General features: G+C 50.3%; 19 protein-coding genes and 1 pseudogene. 14 read left to right on the top strand and 6 right to left on the bottom strand.

Annotated features, from left to right (window positions below; translation table 11 throughout):
- Positions 1–16: 16 nt before the first annotated feature.
- On the bottom strand, positions 17–586 hold the full coding sequence (efp, locus tag HER31_RS18025; RefSeq protein WP_168662783.1) for an elongation factor P: 570 nt from the start codon (positions 584–586) through the stop codon (positions 17–19).
- A 40-nt stretch (positions 587–626) separates the two neighbouring features.
- On the opposite strand from efp, the gene epmB reads away from it, so the two are divergent.
- Positions 627–1,649 carry an EF-P beta-lysylation protein EpmB gene (gene epmB / locus HER31_RS18020; RefSeq protein ID WP_168662781.1) on the top strand — a complete coding sequence of 341 codons (1,023 nt, stop codon included), beginning with the start codon at positions 627–629 and terminating at the stop codon, positions 1,647–1,649.
- A gap of 42 nt (positions 1,650–1,691) precedes the next feature.
- On the top strand, positions 1,692–2,246 hold the full coding sequence (locus tag HER31_RS18015; RefSeq protein ID WP_168662779.1) for a dienelactone hydrolase family protein: 555 nt from the start codon (positions 1,692–1,694) through the stop codon (positions 2,244–2,246).
- Between the two features lie 29 nt (positions 2,247–2,275).
- On the opposite strand, the gene HER31_RS18010 is transcribed toward HER31_RS18015, so the two are convergent.
- Positions 2,276–3,118 carry a TraB/GumN family protein gene (locus HER31_RS18010; RefSeq protein WP_168662777.1) on the bottom strand — a complete coding sequence of 281 codons (843 nt, stop codon included), beginning with the start codon at positions 3,116–3,118 and terminating at the stop codon, positions 2,276–2,278.
- Positions 3,119–3,188: 70 nt separating this feature from the next.
- Between HER31_RS18010 and HER31_RS18005 the strand changes: the two genes are divergently transcribed.
- A complete protein-coding gene (locus HER31_RS18005; RefSeq protein ID WP_168662775.1) occupies positions 3,189–3,503 on the top strand; it encodes a prephenate dehydrogenase in 315 nt (104 codons plus the stop codon).
- Positions 3,504–3,586: 83 nt separating this feature from the next.
- Here HER31_RS18005 and HER31_RS18000 read toward each other — a convergent pair whose 3' ends face one another.
- Positions 3,587–4,117: a DUF3016 domain-containing protein gene (locus HER31_RS18000; protein ID WP_168662773.1), complete on the bottom strand. Its 531-nt coding sequence runs from the start codon at positions 4,115–4,117 to the stop codon at positions 3,587–3,589.
- A gap of 744 nt (positions 4,118–4,861) precedes the next feature.
- On the opposite strand from HER31_RS18000, the gene HER31_RS17995 reads away from it, so the two are divergent.
- The 5 genes and pseudogenes from HER31_RS17995 (at position 4,862) to HER31_RS17975 (ending at position 11,151) form a co-directional block, all read left to right on the top strand.
- Positions 4,862–6,151 carry an NAD(P)/FAD-dependent oxidoreductase gene (locus HER31_RS17995; RefSeq protein ID WP_168662771.1) on the top strand — a complete coding sequence of 430 codons (1,290 nt, stop codon included), beginning with the start codon at positions 4,862–4,864 and terminating at the stop codon, positions 6,149–6,151.
- A gap of 537 nt (positions 6,152–6,688) precedes the next feature.
- A pseudogene (locus tag HER31_RS17990) lies at positions 6,689–7,771 on the top strand (alkene reductase); the annotation flags it as partial.
- A 63-nt stretch (positions 7,772–7,834) separates the two neighbouring features.
- Positions 7,835–8,914: an alkene reductase gene (locus HER31_RS17985; protein ID WP_168663444.1), complete on the top strand. Its 1,080-nt coding sequence runs from the start codon at positions 7,835–7,837 to the stop codon at positions 8,912–8,914.
- Positions 8,915–9,166: 252 nt separating this feature from the next.
- The gene (locus tag HER31_RS17980) at positions 9,167–9,784 is read left to right on the top strand and encodes a hypothetical protein (RefSeq protein ID WP_168662769.1); all 618 of its coding nucleotides are present in this window, start codon (positions 9,167–9,169) and stop codon (positions 9,782–9,784) included.
- A 242-nt stretch (positions 9,785–10,026) separates the two neighbouring features.
- Positions 10,027–11,151, top strand: a complete 1,125-nt coding sequence (locus HER31_RS17975; RefSeq protein ID WP_168662767.1) for a hypothetical protein — start codon at positions 10,027–10,029, stop codon at positions 11,149–11,151.
- Positions 11,152–11,530: 379 nt separating this feature from the next.
- On the opposite strand, the gene groL is transcribed toward HER31_RS17975, so the two are convergent.
- Positions 11,531–13,171: a chaperonin GroEL gene (groL, locus tag HER31_RS17970; RefSeq protein ID WP_168662765.1), complete on the bottom strand. Its 1,641-nt coding sequence runs from the start codon at positions 13,169–13,171 to the stop codon at positions 11,531–11,533.
- Positions 13,172–13,206: 35 nt separating this feature from the next.
- Positions 13,207–13,497 carry a co-chaperone GroES gene (locus tag HER31_RS17965; protein ID WP_168662764.1) on the bottom strand — a complete coding sequence of 97 codons (291 nt, stop codon included), beginning with the start codon at positions 13,495–13,497 and terminating at the stop codon, positions 13,207–13,209.
- A 249-nt stretch (positions 13,498–13,746) separates the two neighbouring features.
- Here HER31_RS17965 and HER31_RS17960 point away from each other — a divergent pair, with 249 nt between their 5' ends.
- Entirely contained in the window at positions 13,747–15,105 is a 1,359-nt protein-coding gene (locus tag HER31_RS17960) for an MATE family efflux transporter (protein WP_168662762.1), read from the top strand.
- Here the strand turns inward: HER31_RS17960 and HER31_RS17955 are convergent.
- Positions 15,102–15,668, bottom strand: coding sequence for an FxsA family protein (locus HER31_RS17955; RefSeq protein WP_168663442.1), 567 nt, complete (start codon positions 15,666–15,668; stop codon positions 15,102–15,104). The two genes, HER31_RS17960 and HER31_RS17955, sit on opposite strands and share 4 nt — an antisense overlap.
- Positions 15,669–15,801: 133 nt before the next feature.
- Between HER31_RS17955 and cutA the strand changes: the two genes are divergently transcribed.
- The 5 genes from cutA (at position 15,802) to HER31_RS17930 (ending at position 21,399) form a co-directional block, all read left to right on the top strand.
- Positions 15,802–16,146: a divalent-cation tolerance protein CutA gene (cutA, locus tag HER31_RS17950; RefSeq protein WP_168662760.1), complete on the top strand. Its 345-nt coding sequence runs from the start codon at positions 15,802–15,804 to the stop codon at positions 16,144–16,146.
- Between the two features lie 2 nt (positions 16,147–16,148).
- Positions 16,149–17,915 carry a protein-disulfide reductase DsbD gene (locus HER31_RS17945; protein ID WP_168662758.1) on the top strand — a complete coding sequence of 589 codons (1,767 nt, stop codon included), beginning with the start codon at positions 16,149–16,151 and terminating at the stop codon, positions 17,913–17,915.
- A 216-nt stretch (positions 17,916–18,131) separates the two neighbouring features.
- Positions 18,132–19,496, top strand: coding sequence for an efflux RND transporter periplasmic adaptor subunit (locus tag HER31_RS17940; RefSeq protein WP_168662756.1), 1,365 nt, complete (start codon positions 18,132–18,134; stop codon positions 19,494–19,496).
- The gene (locus HER31_RS17935; RefSeq protein ID WP_168662754.1) at positions 19,493–20,173 is read left to right on the top strand and encodes an ABC transporter ATP-binding protein; all 681 of its coding nucleotides are present in this window, start codon (positions 19,493–19,495) and stop codon (positions 20,171–20,173) included. Before HER31_RS17940 ends, HER31_RS17935 begins: the two co-directional genes overlap by 4 nt.
- Complete coding sequence (locus HER31_RS17930; protein WP_168662752.1) at positions 20,173–21,399, top strand: ABC transporter permease; 1,227 nt, start codon at positions 20,173–20,175, stop codon at positions 21,397–21,399. The genes HER31_RS17935 and HER31_RS17930 overlap by 1 nt, the downstream gene beginning before the upstream one ends.
- The last annotated feature ends 18 nt before the right edge of the window (positions 21,400–21,417 follow it).

The following is a 21,417-nucleotide window of genomic DNA, read 5'->3' as shown; positions in this document are numbered from 1 at the left end:
CAAATTGTGCGATTAATTACTTACGAACGCGTTCTACGTATTCGCCATTACGGGTATCAACCTTCACTACTTCACCGATGGTGATGAACAGTGGTACACGGATAACCGCGCCGGTAGACAGAGTGGCAGGCTTACCACCGGTACCTTGAGTATCGCCTTTCAAACCAGGATCGGTTTCGGTAACTTCCAGCTCAACAAAGTTTGGCGGGGTAACCACGATTGGACGACCGTCCCACAGCAGCAAGGTACAAACGTCTTGCTCTACCAACCACTTCTTGGCATCAGCCACGGCTTTCTCGTCCGCTGCGATCTGTTCGAAGGTGTCATTGTTCATGAAGTGCCAGAACTCGCCATCTTCGTACAGGTAGGCCAGTTCGTAATCCATCACGTCTGCCGCTTCTACAGATTCGCCAGACTTAAAGTTTTTCTCGAAGGTTTTGCCACTAAGCAATTTACGGATCTTAACGCGGTTAATCGCTTGACCCTTACCCGGCTTGTATACTTCGTTTTCGATGATGCTGCACGGTTCGCCGTCCAACATAAATTTTAAGCCGCTTTTAAAATCGTTCGTGGTGTAAGATGCCATCTTCTCTAGTTCCAGCAATTCTGTTGATATTAACCGAGCAATGATAACCCGAAATTTAGATTCTGTGCAGTGCTTAGACCGACGTTGGCAGCAGGAAGTCGCCGACGCCTACAGCGATCCCCTGCAACTTTTGGCCTTTCTTGGCATAGACCCAAACCATTATGGCGAAGGTTTAACCGCCAGAAAGCTATTCCCCATGCGGGTTCCCAAGGCCTTTGCCGCAAAAATGGAACATGGCAACGTCCATGACCCATTACTTCAACAAGTGCTTCCGGTGGCGGCAGAATTTATTGAACAAGCGGGCTTTAATACCGATCCAACCGGTGAACAAGACGACGCCAAGCCGGGCTTGCTCCACAAATACCGTTCTCGAGTACTGTTGATGCTTCGTGGCGGCTGCGCCATAAACTGCCGTTATTGCTTCCGTCGCCACTTCCCTTATCAGGATCATAAAGTCGGTCAGAGCGAGATTGCCGAAGCCATTGACCACATCAATAACGACAGCAATATTAACGAACTGCTGTTGTCCGGCGGCGATCCGCTGATGGCTAGGGACGATCACCTGGCCGATCTATTTCTGCAGCTACGTCAAGCCCGTAATCTAAAGCGGATCAGGATCCACACCCGTTTGCCTGTCAGCATCCCTAATCGCATTACCAATGAGTTCATTAACCTTTGCCAACAGGCTCCATGGCAGATCATCTTGGTGTTACACAGCAACCATGCCAATGAAATCTGCTCAGAGCTGGCAGATAAACTCGCGCAGCTTCGGGCAGCCGGCGTTACTCTGCTCAACCAAGGGGTGATGCTCAAGGGCATTAACGACAACGCCCAAACCTTGGTGGATCTATCGGAGCGACTGTTCGAGGTTGGTGTGATGCCTTACTATATGCACCAGCTCGACAAGGTGGTTGGTGCTACCCATTACGAAGTGAGTGACGATGAGGCCAGAGCGATTATGGCTGAAGTTATTACTCTGCTACCGGGGTTTCTGGTTCCTAAATTGGTGCGAGAGGTGGCGGGTAAATCCTCAAAAACTCCGATTGATCTACACCTTAGCTAAGCGCTAGCATTGGCGACAGACTGTACAGTTCAAGGAAGTACTATGACTGCGCCACTGCTTTTAATCACCGATATCTGGGGTCAACATCAAACCTTAGAGCCACTTATCACTGAGCTGGAGAAACATTTTCCAGCGGTGGCTGTGCTCGACCCCTACAGCGGACAACGATTTGTGTTTGGTAATAGTAACGAGGCTTTCGGCTATTTCGAGCGCCGTTGTAGCGCCGCCGTTTATCAGCAAAAGGTTCAAGATTGCCTATCTAGCGCCGCAGCACCGATGAACATCTTGGCCTTTAGTGCCGGAGCCGATGCCACCTGGCCGTTGTTAACCAATACCGACAAAGTGGCCAAAGCGGCATTAGTGTATGGCAATAGCATTCCATTAAAGGCCCAACTCCAACCTAACTGTCCGACTCAGTTATGGCTATGCCAAGATGATGCTGGGGTAAAGGCACAGCAAACGTTACTGAATCAACACGCTGACCTTGCCTTAACCGAACAAACTCACGGTTACTTTAACCCTCGTAGCGACCATTATGATCCCATCGCCGCCACCCAAGATCTGGCTGTGCTGATCCGTTGGTTCTTGCGTGACTAAAGCTCAAAACCCCCAATCGATAAACCAGCTTACTGACGCAGCTGGCACTGGCGTTGCCAACAGTTGGTTACGGTAACGCCTTGCTGTCGCAACAACTGAACCATGCTTTGTTGGCCCACCAAGTGCCCTGCCCCGACCACAATCAATAGTTGGTTCTGGGCAGACATCATTCGTTCAATCTTGTTTACCATGTAGCGATTACGATCGAACATCAGCACTTGCATAAGCTCATCTTCAGTGAAGTCGTCAAAGATCAGCTGCTGCAAGGCATCGCTATCACCGTGGCGCCATGCATCAACCATTTGCCCCACATCAAACTCATCAATACTGGCTTCCGCCATAGCGATATTGGCGTCATAACTGAGTGAATCGAACAATTTTAACTGCATCGCCATCCCTTCAAGCTCTAACACCTGTTGTGGTTTAAAGCGCAACAGTAGCTGTGACTCCACCCCAAGCGCAGGGGAATAACCCGCTTGTGTCATCATCGCTAGCGCCATCTGCGAGCTCAGTAACCATGGGGCCAGATCCAGATTGCACTGCAGTTGCTGCTGCTGACAGTGTTGTCGAATTTTGCTGGCTAAGGCATGCGGTAATGGCTTCTTAGCTAAGGCATATTGAGCAAATAAAGCCGGTAGGTTGGGATCGTTGGGGTTGGCTTCCAGCACCAACGCAGACGCTTGTTCGATGGCGGCTTCAATCTGCATCGGCAATGGGTAAAAGTCTGCTGTACCGACATGAATCGATCCCAACAACCACGCCTGTTGCTCACCAAGCTGCAACTGATAGAACAACGGCTTGTCGGTTTCAGCCGCTGCCAACGGCAATCCACTGCCGATAACGAACCATATTGCTAACAAAAGATATTTCATCTTGGCGCTCATATTGAGTCAATCCTAACGGCTCTCTATAATTATCCCCAATCAGCAAAGGGGAATCATCGTGTCTTACCAAACCATCATTGATCAGATCCGTAACAGCTTACAAACAGCTTACCGTCAGGGGATCGACGCCGACGCCGTTTTGGATCAAATCCAGAAAGATGGCCAAGGTAAATTCGCCGCAATCTTCACCAGCGAAGCGGGATTTAGCACCGATTCCAACCGCTTTGGCCCTTATGTCAAAGAGATGGGTCAATCCCTTATCGACTTTGAAGCCAACCCAAGTAACGATCAGTTGGCGACATTAGTTAAACAGTTAGAGTTGTTACTCACTACCTTGGCGCAATTTAGACAGCAGGTAAAAGCAACCAAATAGGTGCTGTTCATTGAGAACCAAAAACGCCGCCTAATTAGGCGGCGTATCTGTAGCTACGTTGTGACATCTACAGTTAGTGCAGATTAACGATTAGCCAACTGGGGTTCTAATATCTTTTTGACCCAATCGTCGAGCATATTCATCTCATAATGCAGCGATTCATGACGGTTACGCTGTAACCCACCACTGTCAAAGCTCATATCACGTAACTCAACCTTCTGCTGTTGCAGCACCTCACCATCGCCATTATTAAGCTGGTAGGTGAAATGGATCATCGGTGGATACACCGATTTCACCACCCGGATATCGTTAGTCGTAGCGCCGAAGGTTGGTCGCACATCGCCAGCTAAATCGAGATCCGTCACAGTGACAGTAATCTTCTCACCGGTTTGCAGCTTCGGGGTTATCTGCTCCTGCATATGCTTACCAAGCTTAGCAAACACGTGATTTTGATAACGAGATTGAACGCCACTGGTAGCATCAACATCACGGTAGTTTTCGGGCTCTTGCCATACCACAGTCACATCTCCGTCTTGTTGTGGCCAAGACTCAGTTTCTGCTGCAACAGCAACACCACTGGTCATTGCAACCATCAACCAAACCAGTTTATTCATCTGCCGTACCTCATTCATTTAATATGCGCTCAAAACATTAGAGCAGAAGGATTAGAAAAGATTCAATTTTGTCCAAGATAGGTACGTTAACGACAGAAATTGTTCAGATTTAAATCAACTCAGCTGCAAAAATAAAGGCGGTGTACCAACTAAGTGTTGCTCTTTCCAAGGCTGTTAAAGCACCGGCATGGCGAGTGTTGATACAAGGGCAAGGCACTATAGCGCCGTTGTTCTTCTGCCGCATTGGAGCAATCCAGCGAAGCGTTTTGGACGGCGACCTAAGGCAAAGGGGATTCCAAAGGGGCGAAGCTCCCCCTAATACATACAAGAATGTACCGTCGCCACCGCGACATAACCCCTTAAGAGTCTGCAACCGGTAGAGCCGAAGGCTTGATATTAACCTCAACACTTAACTGTGACACAGCCAAAATAAGCCCTTAGATGAGGCGATACTATTTCGATCCCAGTTCATCGCACTAGCAAACCTAATGTGTTAGCGACAGGTACCGCAATTTCGATTAAAACTAAGCCAATTCATAGGGTTGCTCTTTAAAAATTAAGGTTATACCGCTAGTTTGTTGTCTCTGCGGTAGTCGAACTTCGACTCAGGGCCGCTGCTCAGCCCATAACAACAAAAATAGCATATGGCATTGGGCGGTCACGGTAACACCAAAAAACTCAACTAGGTTTGAGTAATGCCTGGTACGTGACGCCAAGCCAAACGACCCTACATTGGAGTGACACATGAAGAAGATCGTAGTAGTCGGCGGTGGTGCCGGCGGGATGGAATTGGTTAAAAAAATCGGCTCAAAGCTAGGCAAGCAACACAAAGCCGAAATCACCTTAGTCGACATCTGTAATCACCATATCTGGAAACCATTGTTGCACGAACTTGCCACCGGCAGTTTAGATGAGGGCACCAACGCCATCGACTATCAGGTGCACGGCGCGCACAACGGTTATCTATACCAGCAAGGCGCCTTAAGCGGCATCGACCGTGACAACCGTCAGGTGATTCTAGCCCCACTGCACAACAACAACGGTGAGATGGTGCTAGACGAACGTCGTCTAGATTACGACTATTTGGTATTGGGGATCGGTGCCGTCAGTAATGACTTTGGCATCCGTGGTGTTAAAGAGCACGCTTACACCCTCGACCTAACCGAGCAGGCCATGACCCTGCGCGAACGCATTCAACACCTCTTTATGCAACACGCCAACGGCCAACGCCAAGGTAAGTTAAAGGTTGCTATTGTTGGTGCCGGTGCCACCGGGGTTGAGATGTCAGCAGAGCTACACCACATGGCTCACGCGCTGCGAGGCTATGGCTATCACATCGATGACGATCTATTACAACTGACCCTGATAGAAGCATCTGAGTCGGTCATGCCTGCGTTACCAAAATCGAAGCTGCGCCAATTGGTGAACGATAAGTTGTTGGAACTGGGTGTCGATGTCCGCACCGAGACCATGGTTACCTCGATTGAAGCTACTGGCCTACACACTAAATGTGCAGAGTTCATTGAGGCTGATCTGATCATCTGGGCGGCTGGTGTTAAGGCACCAGAGGTTTTGTCCACGCTCGGGTTAGAGACCAACAACAGCAACCAAGTAGTAACCGACGACACCGGCCTAAGCGTCAGCGATGAGCGTATTTTCTCATTTGGTGATTGTGCCTGCGTCCCCCAAGAGAACGGGGTATTCCTGCCTCCGCGAGGACAAACCGCACGCCAGCTGGCGTTAGTGGTGGGTGATAATTTGATGCGCCGCCTCAACAACCCAGACGCAGAGCTGAAGCACTATGTCTATAAGGATCTTGGTAGCTTCGTTAACCTCGCTCGCTTTAATACCGTTGGCAATCTCTTCTCCCACTGGCGTGGTGGGTTGCAGCTTGCGGGTGCGCCAGCGCGCTTTGTCTATGCATCGCTATATCGGCGCCACTTGTTGACCATGCACGGTCCATTCAAAGGCAGCTTATTGCTCTTGATTAACGGCCTGCACTCGCTGCTACGACCGCAGCTAAAACTTTGGTAACGCTAGCATTAAACATCATTCACTGATGCCAAACTGCACCAACTAAAATGCCAGCGAGCCAACACTCGCTGGCATTTTTGGGGCTGTGTACCAATTAAGTGTTGCTCTTTCCAAGGCTGTTAAAGCACTGGCTAGTTGAGTCGCGATACAAGGGTAAAGCACTACCGCTATTGATCTTCTGCCGCATTGGAGCAGTTCAGCGAAGCGTTTTGAACTGCGACCTAAGGCAAAGGGGGGCGAAGCTCCCCCCTAATGCATACAACAATGTGCCGTCGCCACCGCGACATAGCCCCCTAAAAGCACCGAAATCGGTGAAGCCGAAGGCTTAAGATAAACTGCAACAGCTAACTACGACACAGCCATTTTTTGTCGCTAATCAGACTTAACACTATTGCTAAAAAAACAAATATATTTTGCGGTTGATGTTGTTAATAGCAAAAAAATAAGGCGCTATAGTGTGTCCCACACTTATCGAGCCACCGCAAACGTCTGCATTCTGTCGCAATCACGTCCGCAGCTGGCAGCAGGAGATCCTCCATGAGCACCAATCTGTTTACCCCTATCCAACTGGGGCAACACACCCTAGCCAACCGTATTGTGATGCCACCGATGACGCGTTCTCGCGCTAGCCAACCGGGCAATGTTGCCAATGCGATGATGGCCAAATACTACGGCCAACGCGCCAGTGCCGGCTTGATTGTCGCTGAGGGAACGCAGATCTCGCCTCAAGGCCAAGGTTACGCTTGGACCCCAGGGATCTACTCGGATCAACAGATTGCCGGTTGGCAGCTCACCACCGATGCGGTGCATGAGCAACAAGGGGTTATCTTTGCGCAGCTATGGCACGTTGGGCGCGTGACTCACCCGGATAACATCGGTGGCCAGCAACCGCTATCGGCTTCAAATCTCAAAGCCGAAGGGGTGCAGGTGTTTGTCGATAGCGATGGTGCCCCTGGGTTTGTCGACTGTGTAGAACCTCGAGCCTTGAGCGTTGAGGAGATCGGCCAAGTAGTAGAGCAGTTCGCCCAAGCGGCTCGCAATGCAATTGCTGCGGGATTTGATGGTATTGAACTGCACGGTGCCAACGGCTATCTGATCAATCAGTTTATCGACTCACAATCCAACGCGCGTAGCGATCAATACGGTGGCAGCCTTGAGAATCGATTACGTTTCTTAGATGAAGTGGTAACAGCAATGTCAGCGGCCATTGGCGCTGAACGCGTTGGAGTTCGCTTGGCACCATTGACTACATTGAACGGCACTGTCGACGACAACCCAGAACAGACCTACACCGCTGCAGCCACACTATTAAACAAACACAACATCGCCTACCTGCACATCGCCGAAGCGGATTGGGATGACGCACCGGTAATGTCGGTTGAGTTCAAACAGGCCATACGTGCAGCCTTTAGCGGCGTTACCATCTACGCTGGTAAGTACTCACCAGAGCGAGCCCAACAGGCGCTATCGGCCGGTTGGGCTGACATGATTGCCTTTGGTCGTCCATTTGTTGCTAACCCCGATCTACCAGAGCGAATCAAACATAACATTCCATGGGCCGAACACGACCGTGACACCCTATTTGGTGGTGACGAGCGCGGGCTTAGCGACTATCCAACGGCGGCGCATGCCAATGCTCCATCATCCTGCAAAGGCTACGGTGATACGGTGTTGTTTAAGCCAATGAACGTCGGCAACATCAGCTTAGAGAACCGCATCGCAATGGCGCCAATGACCCGTTCGCGCACCTCCAGTGGCGATGTGCCAAACGCGCTCATGGCGGAATATTACGGCCAACGCGCGGCGGCTGGGTTGTTGATCTCTGAGGGAACGCCTATCTCACCAGTTGGCCGTGGCTACTCGATGACGCCGGGCATATACAGTCCTGAGCAACTGGCCGGTTGGAAGCTGGTTACCGATGCGGTGCACGCCAAAGACGGTAAGATCTTTGCGCAGCTTTGGCATGTTGGTCGCCGCTCCCACTCCAGCATCGCTGGCGAGCAGCCGCTGTCTGCTTCAGCAGTAAAGGATCCTGATCAGGTATTTGGGCCGCTGGCTGAGGGCGGTTTCGGCATGGTCGAAACCCAAGCACCACGTGCAATGACCGCAACAGACATTGCACAAACCATCGCGGACTTTGTGCAAGCAGCTAAAAATGCGGTTGCCGCTGGATTTGATGGGGTGGAAGTGCACGGTGCCCACGGCTATCTGCTGGAGCAGTTTATGCAAAAGCGCGTTAACCAACGTGACGATTGCTACGGTGGCAGCAGCGACAACCGTATTCGATTTACCGTTGAGATAATGCAAGGGATCTGTGCTGCTATCGGCAGCGATAAGGTAGCGATAAGATTATCACCGTTCATTTCCGAAGGGATAGCGTCGGGCGAAAGTGATCTGCCGGAAACGGTACTTAAGCTAGTGGCGAAATTGGCACCGATGGATTTAGCCTTTATCCATTTCTCCGAAAACATCGCTAACTTTACCGCCATGCCAGACAGCTACCGTCAACAGATACGCGATATCTACCCCAATCCGATTATGGTTGCCGGTAAATACACCCCAGAAAAAGGTGAAGCCATTATCAACGCCGGCTATGCGGATCTGGTTGCTTTTGGTCAACCGTTTATCGTTAATCCCGACTTCACCTATCGAGTAAAGCACGGCATTTCCCTAGCTGAAGTTGGTTACGACGCTCACAGCACCTTCTACGGTGGCGGTGCAGTTGGCTATACCGATTATCCAACCGCCGTGAGCGCAGATTGAGATAATAACTCCAGTAAGGAATCAACCAACGGCGGCCATCGGCCGCCGTTTTTGTTACCCCAGTTTACTTAAGTAACGGTACGAAAATGGCTCCATGGCCCCTCGTTTACAATTCTACTCGGGCAACTGCACTACAAAAGCTTGTGCAAATGGTTATCAGTGATAAAAAGGAAGGGGGCTGTATAGCAATGGCGCCAACGGATTGAGACCGCAGCCAACCTATTCAATAATTTATCGCCAAGGGATACGTCGATGACCGAACAACAACGCGCATTGGAAAGCATTACTGTTGAAGATGCCGCCAACTTATTGCGTGAACAAACGCTGTTATGTGCGCTAGAGGAGAGCGACATTGGCCACGGCTTGCTTTATCTATATTGCCGCGGCGTTGATCGCCCTTTATTGGTTAATAACGTGGTGTCACACCTGTTTGAACGTCTGAGTAATTTACTCACTACAGAGCAGGATCCGAACCTGCTGCTCAATACTCAAATCGCCATCTACGCCCACGCATTGCGACACTGGGACGTACAGCAAATTGGCTTCTCATTGTTAATGGGCAACCAGATGACAATCATGTGCGAAGCCAAATCTGGTCAACGCAGCGCTTATATACACCGCTACGAAAAACAGCAGCAAAGCCTAACCTTACTCGACAGTAATCCACTCAAACTGCCTCACAATCGCGGTCGTTTCTGGCCCACTGAATACCTTCCGTTACCGACCGAAGTACAGCCTCTTGCTGACGAAACTGCAGAGGTGATGGGGTCGATGCTGCAAGACGTTACCAACAAAATAGAGAACCAAGAACCCCTACCGCAAAGTAATCCAAACTTTGCTCGCAGTAACCACAACGGCGTTGTGCACTGACCAAAAAGCCATTAACCATCTGAAATAAAGTAAAAATCACCAGAACCCGATCTGGTTAAAATTACCACAGCCGTCAACCTGTTAAGCTGCAGTTAATTCGGCGTGACAACCGTTAGCAAGAAAGGTTTCAGCAGCGTTGAATGCATACGCTTTGCAGTACCAACAAAGGAAGCACAGGGTTAGATCACTTTAACACCTACCCTTAGGGGCAATGTATTGCCCTAACCAATTCAGAGGATGAAATGACTAAGACAACGATATTAGCGGTTGCTATCGCGGCATTGGCTGGCTCGGCCCATGCGCAAGAAGCCCAACCAAATGGCATTAATATTGGTGGCACAGTTCGCGTCAACTACGGCATCAAATTCTACGACGATGAATCAAAAGACAAAGGCGGTGATTTCGATTTCGACATCGCTGCTATCAAGTTCAACGGCAAACTAGACGATTTTGGATTATCAGCAGAATATCGCTTTACCAGTGATACCGATTACATCAAAACTGGTTACGGCTACTACGACATTAACGACGACATCCAGATTCAATTGGGCATTACTCAAGTGCCCTTTGGCAACCGTGGCTTTATCTCCAACAGCTTTTGGTTTGGTTTGCCTTACTACCTTGGCTTCGAAGACGACAGCGACGTGGGCATTAAAGCCCTATTTACTAACGGAAACTGGAATACCGACCTCGGCTTCTTCAAAAACCCCGAGTACGGCCCAGAAGAAAACAAACGCTACGCTACCGATCTCTATACCGGCACCATTAACGGTACCGATTATTACAACGAAGAGACCAACCAGCTCAACCTGCGCCAAACCTACACCATGCAATACGGTGGTGGCAGTACTACCCTTGGTGGATCACTGATGTGGGGCCAGATCTACAATAGCGAAACCGACGACAACGGCGATCGTTACGCCATCGCAGCCCATGTAGATAGCAGCTTTAATGGTTGGAATGTGCAGCTACAAGCGTTGCAGTATGAGTTCGACGCCGAGAATCAGGCTGGCGTTGATAACAACAAGATCGGCGTATCGGTGGTGAGCTGGCAATATGAGGTTGCTGCCAAAGGCCAAGTTTATAGCTTCAACCTAGCTAAAACCTTCCCAACCTCGTGGGGCAGCATCAAGGTTTATAACGACTTTGGTTACATGACCCCAGATGTCGACGACAGCAGCTTTGATAACAGCGCACAAAACGTTACAGGCGCCGCTTTTTCCGCTGGTCCGGTCTACATAATGGCGGATCTTATCTTGGGCAAGAATATGACCTTCTCAACCGAAAAGGATGATCACATCGGCTTAGCTGAAGCGGGCGACGGCTGGGACGAACGCATCAATATTAACTTTGGCTATTACTTTTAATCGCTAATCGTTGGCGTTAATAGTAAACAAAAACGCTGTGTCACTGTTAAGTGTTGAGGTTTATATCAAGCCTGCGACTCTAGCAGTGCAATACTCTTAAGGAGTTATGTCGCGGTGGCGACGGCACATTTTTGTATACATTAAGGGGGAGCTTCGCCCCCTTTGGAATCCCCTTTGTCTTAGGTCACAGTCAAAAGCGGCAGAAGATCAACGGCGGTAGTGCTTTCCCCATATATCAACACTCGCCTAGTCGGTGCTTTAACAACATTGGCAAGAACAACACTTAGTTAGTACGCAGCCAACAAAAAACGCCGATTGAGTTTCCTCAATCGGCGTTTTGTTAGCAGCTCGGAGTAACCCCCGAAAGGCTAGCGGCGAATTACATCATGCCGCCCATGCCACCCATGCCACCGCCCATATCAGGCATTGCAGGGGCTGCTTCTTGAGGCTTTTCAGTTACCATCGCTTCGGTGGTAATCATCAGGCCAGCAACTGATGCAGCGAACTGCAGCGCAGAACGGGTTACTTTGGTTGGATCCAAGATGCCCATTTCGATCATATCGCCGTAGGTGTCGTTACCAGCGTTGTAACCGTAGTTAGCGTCGCCGCCTTTTACATTGTTAGCAACAACAGAGGACTCTACGCCTGCGTTGTAAGCGATTTGACGCAGTGGCGCTTCCATTGCACGCAGGGCCAGTTTAATACCAACGTTCTGCTCTTCGTTGTCACCGCTCAGATCGGTGATCTTCGCTGCCGCACGAACCAATGCGGTACCACCGCCAGCTACCACCCCTTCTTCTACTGCAGCACGGGTAGCGTGCAGAGCATCTTCAACGCGGGCTTTCTTCTCTTTCATTTCAACTTCGGTGGCAGCGCCAACCTTGATTACTGCAACACCGCCAGCCAGTTTGGCCATGCGCTCTTGCAGCTTTTCAGTGTCGTAATCAGAGGTAGATTCTTCGATTTGTGCTTTGATTTGAGCAACGCGACCAATAATCTGCTCTTCGTCACCTGCACCATCGATGATGGTGGTGTTGTCTTTAGAGATAACGATACGCTTAGCGGTACCCAGATCTTCCAAGGTCGCCTTTTCCAGCTCTAAACCGATCTCTTCAGAGATAACGGTACCGCCAGTCAGCACAGCGATATCTTGCAGCATCGCTTTACGACGATCGCCAAAGCCTGGTGCTTTGACAGCAGCAACTTTAACGATGCCACGCATGTTGTTCACAACTAAAGTCGCTAGAGCTTCGCCTTCAACGTCTTCAGCAACGATAAGCAGTGGCTTACCGGCTTTAGTCAGACCTTCCAGAATTGGCAGCAGCTCACGGATGTTTGATACTTTCTTGTCAACCAACAGGATGAACGGAGAGTCCATCTCTACAGTGCCGTTTTCAGCATTGTTGATGAAGTAAGGAGACAGGTAACCGCGGTCAAACTGCATGCCTTCAACAACGTCTAGCTCGTTTTCCAGAGCCTGACCTTCTTCAACGGTGATAACGCCTTCTTGGCCCACTTTTTCCATCGCAGTTGCGATGATTTCACCGACTAAGGTATCAGAGTTAGCTGAGATGGTACCAACCTGTGCGATCGCTTTGGAGTCAGTACAAGGTGCAGCCAGCTCTTTCAGCTCAGCAACAGCAGCAACTACTGCTTTGTCGATGCCGCGTTTCAGATCCATTGGATTCATGCCGGCAGCAACTGCCTTCAGACCTTCAGTAACAATGGCTTGAGCCAAAACGGTTGCGGTTGTAGTACCGTCACCCGCTTCGTCATTGGCTTTAGAAGCAACTTCTTTAACCATCTGTGCGCCCATGTTCTCGAACTTGTCTTCCAGCTCGATCTCTTTCGCTACAGAAACACCATCTTTGGTGATAGTTGGACCGCCAAAGGCTTTGTCCAGAACCACGTTACGGCCTTTAGGCCCCAAGGTTACTTTTACGGCGTCAGCCAGTACATTAACGCCAGCCAGCATTTTTACGCGAGCGTCGTTACCAAATTTTACGTCTTTAGCAGCCATTGCTAACTCCTTCTAAGAATTGGATACAGATAGATTTATTCGACGATCGCGAGGATGTCGGACTCAGACATGATCAACACTTCTTCGCCGTCGATCTTCTCAGCTTTAACGCCGTAACCTTCGTTGAAAATCACAGTGTCGCCAACCTTTACGTCAAGCGCCTTAACTTCGCCATTTTCCAATACGCGACCGTTGCCTACTGCAACAATTTCGCCACGGGTGGATTTTTCAGCAGCACTGCCGGTCAATACGATGCCGCCAGCGGACTTAGATTCTACTTCGGTGCGCTTAACGATTACGCGGTCGTGCAACGGACGGATAGTCATCTGTTATCTCTCCTAAAACGATTCCGTGAGTATGATTGTTATAGATAGCGTTGCTATCAACTGATGTGAAATATGGGGTTAGCACAAAGGAAAACAAGGGCTGTTGTTAAAAAAATTATCATGATGCGACCGCACGCAATTCAATCGCTCTACTTTGCTGTGAAAGCACCTATCTTGTTAGACTTGTCAGCCACTTCCCTAAGGTTTCGATTTGAGGTTTTTCCAGAGCATGAAGCGTAAGTCTATTGCATGAGTAAAAAGTTGGACATGCTCCACGGTCCAATGCTGCCAACCCTCGGCCGCATGACCGCTTCAAACCTGTTGGCAGTATTAAGTCTATTGGCTTACCAGCTTACCGATGCCTTTTTTATCTCTCGTTTAGGCAGCGATGCCTTGGCTGCCTTTGGCTTAACTCTGGCACCAACCTTAATGACTATTTCCATTGCGCTAGGGTTAGGTAGTGCGATGTCGGTTAACCTTGGGCGCATCCTCGGCCAAAAAAACATAATCGAAGCACGGCAATTCATTGCTAATGGCTTGGTGCTAGCGATTACCTTTGGTATAGGCACCGCAGTGATTGGCGTATTAACCATCGATCCGTTATTTGCCCTATTAGGAGCAAAAGCAACGTTACTGCCTTACTTCGAGTCCTACATGATCACTTGGTACCTGGGCGTGTCGATGTTGATTGTGCAGATAATGATTAACCAAGCGTTGCGCGCCAGCGGCTATACCATGGCACCGGCCATCGTTACTGCCACCGTAGCCATTACCAACGCCATCCTCGATCCACTGTTGATCTTTGGCATAGGTCCGTTTCCTGAGTTGGGTTTCTACGGCGCGGCGGTGGCAACGGTTATTGGTTGGGTAGTTGCGCTGAGCTTAGCCATCTATCTACTGTTGATGCACCAGCCACCGGCATTTCCTTGCCGTAAAACCCTCAAGCGTCATTGGCAAGAGCTGCTGCATATCGCTCGCCCTAGCACCCTGTCCAATCTACTCAATCCAATGAGTGGGGCCATTTTGATCGGAATGCTGGCGCGGATTGATACCCACGCGGTGGCCGCTTTTGGGGTTGGCATGCGGATCGAGTCGTTGCTGCTGTTGGTGGTTACCGCGCTCTCCGGCACCCTAACGCCCTTCTTAGCGCAGAATATTGGCGCCGGGCAGCTCCAACGCGCCTTTGATGCACTATTTACCTGTTTAAAGATGGTGTTGGCGTTGCAACTGGGGCTGTATCTGTTGGTATGGCTGCAGTCTGACAACATCGCGGCGATATTTGCGCTTGAAGCGAAAACCCAGCACTACATCAGCAGCTTCTTGCTATGGCTGCCTGCGAGCTACGGCCTGTTGGCTATCGTGATCCTGTACTCGGTAACACTCAATAGCCTGCATAAGCCGGTATCTGCACTCATTCTCAATATGGCGAGGCTAGGGTTGCTGTTGCCAGCGGCGTGGGTAGGTAAGCAAGTTGCTGGTGCAGAAGGGATATTTATCGCGATGACCAGCGCGAATGCGCTGATGGGTTCGATTTGCTGGTTTTTAGCAAAACGCCGCGCGGTTTCGCTCACTCTCGAAACCAACACGGCGCAGGCTAACAACAATTAATCTTTGCGTTGGTAATCGGCGTCAATAATCTTGCTGTCTTTTTCCAGCTGTTTGTCACGCCCATATGGGGTGTGGCTATCGCCTTCATGATCGAAGGTATTGCCATCTTGACCATCAAATGGGCCCTGACCACCAAATGGCCCTTGTTGACCAAATGGGCTCTGGCCAAACTGAGCCCCAAAACCGGCTTGACCAGCACCAACCGATTGCAGCTTTACTCGTTTGAGCAGCGCGCCAGCAATAATCTTACGAGTAAACGGAGTCAGAATAAGTAGACCGAAGAAATCGGTAACAAACCCTGGGGTAACCAGCAAGACGCCAGCTACGGCCAATAGCACACCTTCCATGATCTGCAGTCCAGGGATCTCACCTTGGTTTAAGCGACTTTGCACACTCATCAGCGTGCTCAGCCCTTGGCTTCGCACCAACGACGCACCCAATGCGGCGGTAAGCAAAACGATACCAATAGTGACACCCACACCCAACGCCGAGCCAACTTCCATCAGCACATAGATCTCTACGATCGGCATTACGGCAAACAACACAAATAGTGGAAACACTATATCGACCTCTTAATTTTTTGTCGGTTATGCAACATAAATGGGGCAAGCATGGTCTGATTTCAAGTCAGTTTACTGATATGCGATCCGATCCTGTGCAGTCGTGCAATATCTGCAGTACAGTGGCGGGCACAATATGCCGACGACAATTGAGACGGAAACCGTGATTGACCAACCTTGTGTGGTGTTATGCACCTGCCCCAATGTTGACACCGCTGAGCGTGTTGCCGCAGCACTACTAAACCAAAGTTTAGTCGCTTGCGTAAACATTCTCCCGGGAATCACCTCAATGTATCGTTGGCAAGGAGAGCTGTGCAAAGACACTGAAGCGCAGCTAGTGATTAAAACCCAAAGTAGCCAATTAACTGAGTTGGAGGCGGTGATCCGTCAACAACACCCTTACGATGTACCGGAGATCATTGCGATGCCGATACAGTGGGGCCATCAGCCATATCTGGACTGGATAAAACAAAACTGCTGATTATGAAAAGAGTGTTTACCTATTTGTTGCTGGCATTTACCAGCTTCAGCGCCGTTGCAAGCTTCGACTTTATTAAGGATGAACCGCAGGTTCTTCCAGTAGATCAGGCGTATTTATTCGACTTCGATCAGCAAGGCAACAAGCTGATGATGAACTTCACCATGGCAGGTGATGACTACTATCTCTACCAAGAGAAGTTCAAGCTCAAGGTAACCAGCAACACTGCTGAGTATGGTGAGATTGTCTATCCTGAGCCAACCATTCACACCGACGATTTCTTCGGTGATCTGCCGGTGTATTTCAACAGCGCTAACTTGGTGCTACCAATTTTGGAAGCTGGTAAAGACGCCGAGCTAACCATCACCTACCAAGGGTGTTTGGATAAGGTGTTGTGCTACCCGCCAACCAAAATAAAGATACCGCTGACTGCCGTTGCCGCCAACGATGGCAACTTCGCGGCGGCAGCCGCGTCGTTTGACGACATCGCCCCTAAGACTAATGCACCACAAACTGAACAAGATGGCTTGGCGGCGATGCTTGCCGGTGGCAACTTGTGGGTGGTACTAGCAACCCTATTTGGCTTGGGCATTTTACTGGCGTTCACCCCATGCGTGTTCCCGATGTACCCAATCCTAACTGGCATCATTGCTGGCCATGGCTCTAAGCTCTCCAGCGGCAAAGCGTTCGCATTGTCGATGACCTATGTGCAAGGGATGGCATTAACCTACACTGCTCTAGGTTTGGTTGTCGCATCTGCTGGGGCCAAATATCAAGCGGTACTTCAAAGCCCATCGGTATTGATTGGTTTAGCCATCTTGTTTGTGGTGTTGTCGCTATCGATGTTTGGCGTTTATGAACTGCAGTTGCCGTCAGGCATGCAGAATAAACTCAACACCGCTTCTAATAAGCAAAAAGGCGGCTCGTTCATCGGCGTATTCATCATGGGCCTGATCTCCGGCCTAGTTGCCTCACCGTGTACTACCGCACCACTGTCTGGCGTGCTTATCTATGTGGCCCAATCCGGCGATCTAATTGTTGGTGGTTCTGCCCTGTATGCACTGTCATTGGGTATGGGTTTGCCGCTTATCCTTATCGGTACCTCTGGCGGTAAGTTGTTGCCTCGTGCTGGCGCTTGGATGGAAACCATCAAACACGTATTTGGCTTCTTGCTGCTTTCAGTGAGTTTGATGATGCTAAGCCGGATCTGGTCTGGGGTTTACCTCGACCTAGCCTGGATGACTCTCGGTGTGGCGATGTTTGGTTACCTGCTATGGAAAAACAGCAAAACCAACCACAGCATTGCTAAAGGCGCACGCTTCGTGTTGTTGTGCATGGCGCTACTGGGCAGCATCTCCTACGGCCTGTCCTCTGTAATGGCAGACCCAGAAGAGCAGCATCATCAGCTAGCGTTTGTGCCGATCAAGTCGATTGATGATCTCAACACTGAAATCGCTAAAGCCAATGCACAAGGCAAAGCCGTCATGCTGGATCTTTATGCTGATTGGTGTGTCTCCTGTAAAGAGTTTGAGCACCTGACCTTCCCAGATCCTAAGGTGCGCCAGCGCACCGACACCATGGTGATGCTGCAAGCGGACTTAACCGAAATGGATGAGATCGATCAGGTCATTATGGAACGTTACGACGTGCTCGGCCTGCCAACCTTGTTGTTCTTCGGCACTGATAGCGAAGAGATCAGCACTCTGCGCGTTACCGGCTTTATGAACGCGACTAAGTTCTCTGAACATCTAGATAAGGTGTTAGCGAACTAAACCGCCAACCAATATAGATTGTCGATAACATTAAAAGCCCGCATGATTCGCGGGCTTTTTAGTCTCACGACCGCGATTTTTGTTGGTAACCACAATGATAGGGCTTGGTCCAAAGAGGGTCGCACAACTTAATGTAAAGCTAAGCAAATTCAATTAACCCTCATCTCCTGCAGCAGTACGCTACCCATATCAATATCGTCATTTACCTAAGTTGTTATGAAGAAAGTAGTTATTGCATTAATTGCTCTTATTATCTCGGTTGCTATCTGGGGGGCGCTTGCCACCAGTCAAACCCCACCAACCTCTACATTCAAAACCGAATCGATGAGCATCGGTGAGATCAGCAATACCGTCAGCGCTACCGGAACCTTAGCCGCGGTGGATGATGTGGTGGTGGGCGCCCAACTCTCTGGCCAGATCACCGAAGTGTATGTCGACTTCAACGACAGCGTGAGCGAGAACCAATTATTGGCTCAATTAGATCCGCGCACCTTCGCGGCGCAAGTGGCGCAGGCCCAAGCCAATGTAGATAAAACCACGGCGGATATTGCGCTGCAGCAGTTGACCGTTCGCCAAGCTATTGTCGATCTAGAACAGGCGCAGCGCGACTTGGTTCGAGCACAAGAGTTAGCCAAGCAGCGCAGCATCTCCGCCGACGAACTGGATGACGCCGAAACATTGGTTACCACCCAGCAGATCAACGTTGAGCGCAGTAACACCCAATTACAGGTATTAGCGGCAACCCTAGCCTCCAATCAAGCATCGCTGGCGCAAGCACAAATCCAATTAGATCGCACTGAGATCCGCGCACCTATCACCGGTTTTGTCATCGACAGAACCATTGAACCCGGCCAAACGGTTGCCTCCAGCTACAACACCCCAGAGCTATTCACCCTCGCCAAAGATCTAACCCAGATGGAGATTGAGGCTTACATCGATGAGTCCGATATCGGCCAAATAAGCTTAGGGCAACGAGCCCAGTTTAATGTCGACGCTTACCCAGAACGACAGTTCCGAGGTAAAGTAGATCAGATCCAAAAGGCACCACAAACCAGCTCTGGAGTGATCAGCTACACCGTAGTGATTAACGCCAATAACCAACAAAATCTGCTGCTGCCAGGCATGACCGCCAATCTAGAGATCAGTATCGATGCAGTGCCTAAAGCCCAGCGGATCAGCAACGCTGCTATTCGAGTTGCCAGCCGTTTCAACAATAACGATGAACAACCTAAGCAACGAGGCATGTTGGGACAACTCAACCTAACCGAAGCTCAGCGCCAGCTTTTGCGCGACAAGATGCCCAAACGCGACGCCAGCATGGGGCCGGGCCGGGGTGTTGCAGAGCAGCAAAAACAGCGGATGGATAAGATCCTTAATGAGATCCTTACCCCAGAGCAGCTAGCCCTGCGCGACCAACTGCAATCGGGAAAAATCAAACGTGGACAAGTGCTGATCCTTCGTGACGGCGAAGCCGAGCCGCTACAGGTAGATATTGGCCTAAGCGACGATCAGTACACCCAGATCATCAGCCCTGACTTAACCGGGTTGGAAGTGATCACCCAGATAAAGGTTCAACGATGAGCAGTGCCATTGAGTGTCGTCAAGTTAGCCACAGCTTTCCGATGGCAGATACCCGCTTTACCGTTCTCGATGGCATTAACCTAAGCATAGCGAAAGGCGAGATGGTGGCCATTATCGGTCCCTCTGGCTCAGGTAAATCCACCTTAATGAACCTCATTGGTGCCTTAATGACCCCAGAACAGGGTGAGCTGGTACTACTTGGCAAGTCGACCGCGGCGATGACTAAGCCACAACTGGCACATCTTCGACGGGACCACATTGGCTTTGTATTCCAACAGTTCAACCTGCTCAGCCGCACCAGCGCCCTCGAAAACGTGATGATGCCGCTGATGTACCAAGATGAGGTGGTCAAAGATGGCAGTGACCGCGCTCGCCGTTGCCTTGAACTGGTTGGCTTAGGCGACAAGCTTGATAATCACCCCAGCCAGCTGTCTGGCGGGCAACAACAACGAGTTGCCATTGCACGAGCGTTGATCAATCAGCCAGACATATTATTGGCGGACGAACCAACGGGTGCCTTGGATACCAAAACCAGCAGCGAAATCATGGCGCTGTTCCGACAGCTCAATAAACAGGGGCATACCGTGGTGCTGGTGACTCATGAACCTGAGATCGCCGAACAAGCAGATCGTATTATCACCGTACGCGATGGCAAAATTCAGCAGGAGACAGCGTAATGACCTTAGTATCAACCGCGCTCACCTCATTGCGACGTAATCTGATGCGATCGGTATTAACTACCCTTGGGATTATCATCGGTATCAGTGCAGTGATAATCATGTTTGCCTTAGGCGAAGGCGCCCAACGCCAAGTCGACAAACAGATCCAAAGCTTAGGTACCAACCTACTGATGGTGCACACTGGGGCCATCTCCAGCGGCGGCTCCAAAGGGGCAGCCGGCAACGTTAATAAACTTACTATCAGCGATGCCGACGCCATCAAACGCGAGATCCCTGAAGTCGTTGCCGTTGGTGCCCACGTAAAAGGCCAAGCTCAGGTGGTTTGGGGCAACCAAAACTGGAATACCGAAATCGAGGGCAGCAATACCGACCAGCTGGTGGCGCAGAACTGGCGCATTGTGCTAGGCCGCGCTTTCAGCAACGCAGAGGTGCGTAACGGCGCTAAAGTCACCTTGATTGGCAACACCGCCGCTACAGAACTATTTGATGATCCCAGCAGCGCCATTGGCGAAACCATTCGCGTCAACAAGGTGCCATTAACCATCATCGGCTTACTTGGAGAAAAGGGCCAAGATATGCGTGGTTCCGATCAGGACGACATTCTTATCATGCCACTGAGCACCGCCAACCGTCGTGTCATCGGCTTCAGCGGTACCGACATCAACCGAGTAAAACGACTGACGGTCTCGGTTGATGATGCTAAAAACATGGATTACGTCAGCGAAGAGATTGAACGTTTACTTAGTCAACGTCACCGCATTAGCGCCAGCGACAGCTCCCCATTTTCGGTGATGAACCTATCTGCCATGATGCAGACTCGAGCTCAAGCGAGCCAAGTGTTTAACTCTTTGTTAGCAGGGGTAGCAGGGGTGTCGTTGCTGGTTGGCGGCATCGGCGTAATGAACATCATGCTGGTCAGTGTAACCGAACGTACCCGTGAGATTGGCCTACGCATGGCGGTGGGTGCCACGCCGCGCGCTATCTTGCTGCAGTTTCTGATCGAAAGTGTAGTGCTGTGCGTTATCGGCGCACTGTTGGGCTTAGCACTGTCGTTACTGGCACTGATGATTGGCCGTTATGGGCTGGATTGGGAATTGGCGCTATCGCTACCAATTATGCTGATAAGTGTGGGGGGGACCGCCATTATTGGCATTGGTTTTGGATTCTATCCAGCCTACCAAGCATCGCAGCTCGACCCCATTGAAGCGTTGCGTTACGAGTAGGCAAGCGCCGAGGCACTA

Origin of the sequence: Ferrimonas lipolytica (assembly GCF_012295575.1) — a bacterium.
Taxonomy (GTDB): Bacteria; Pseudomonadota; Gammaproteobacteria; order Enterobacterales; family Shewanellaceae; genus Ferrimonas; species Ferrimonas lipolytica.
This window is presented reverse-complemented; position numbering and strand designations above follow the sequence as displayed.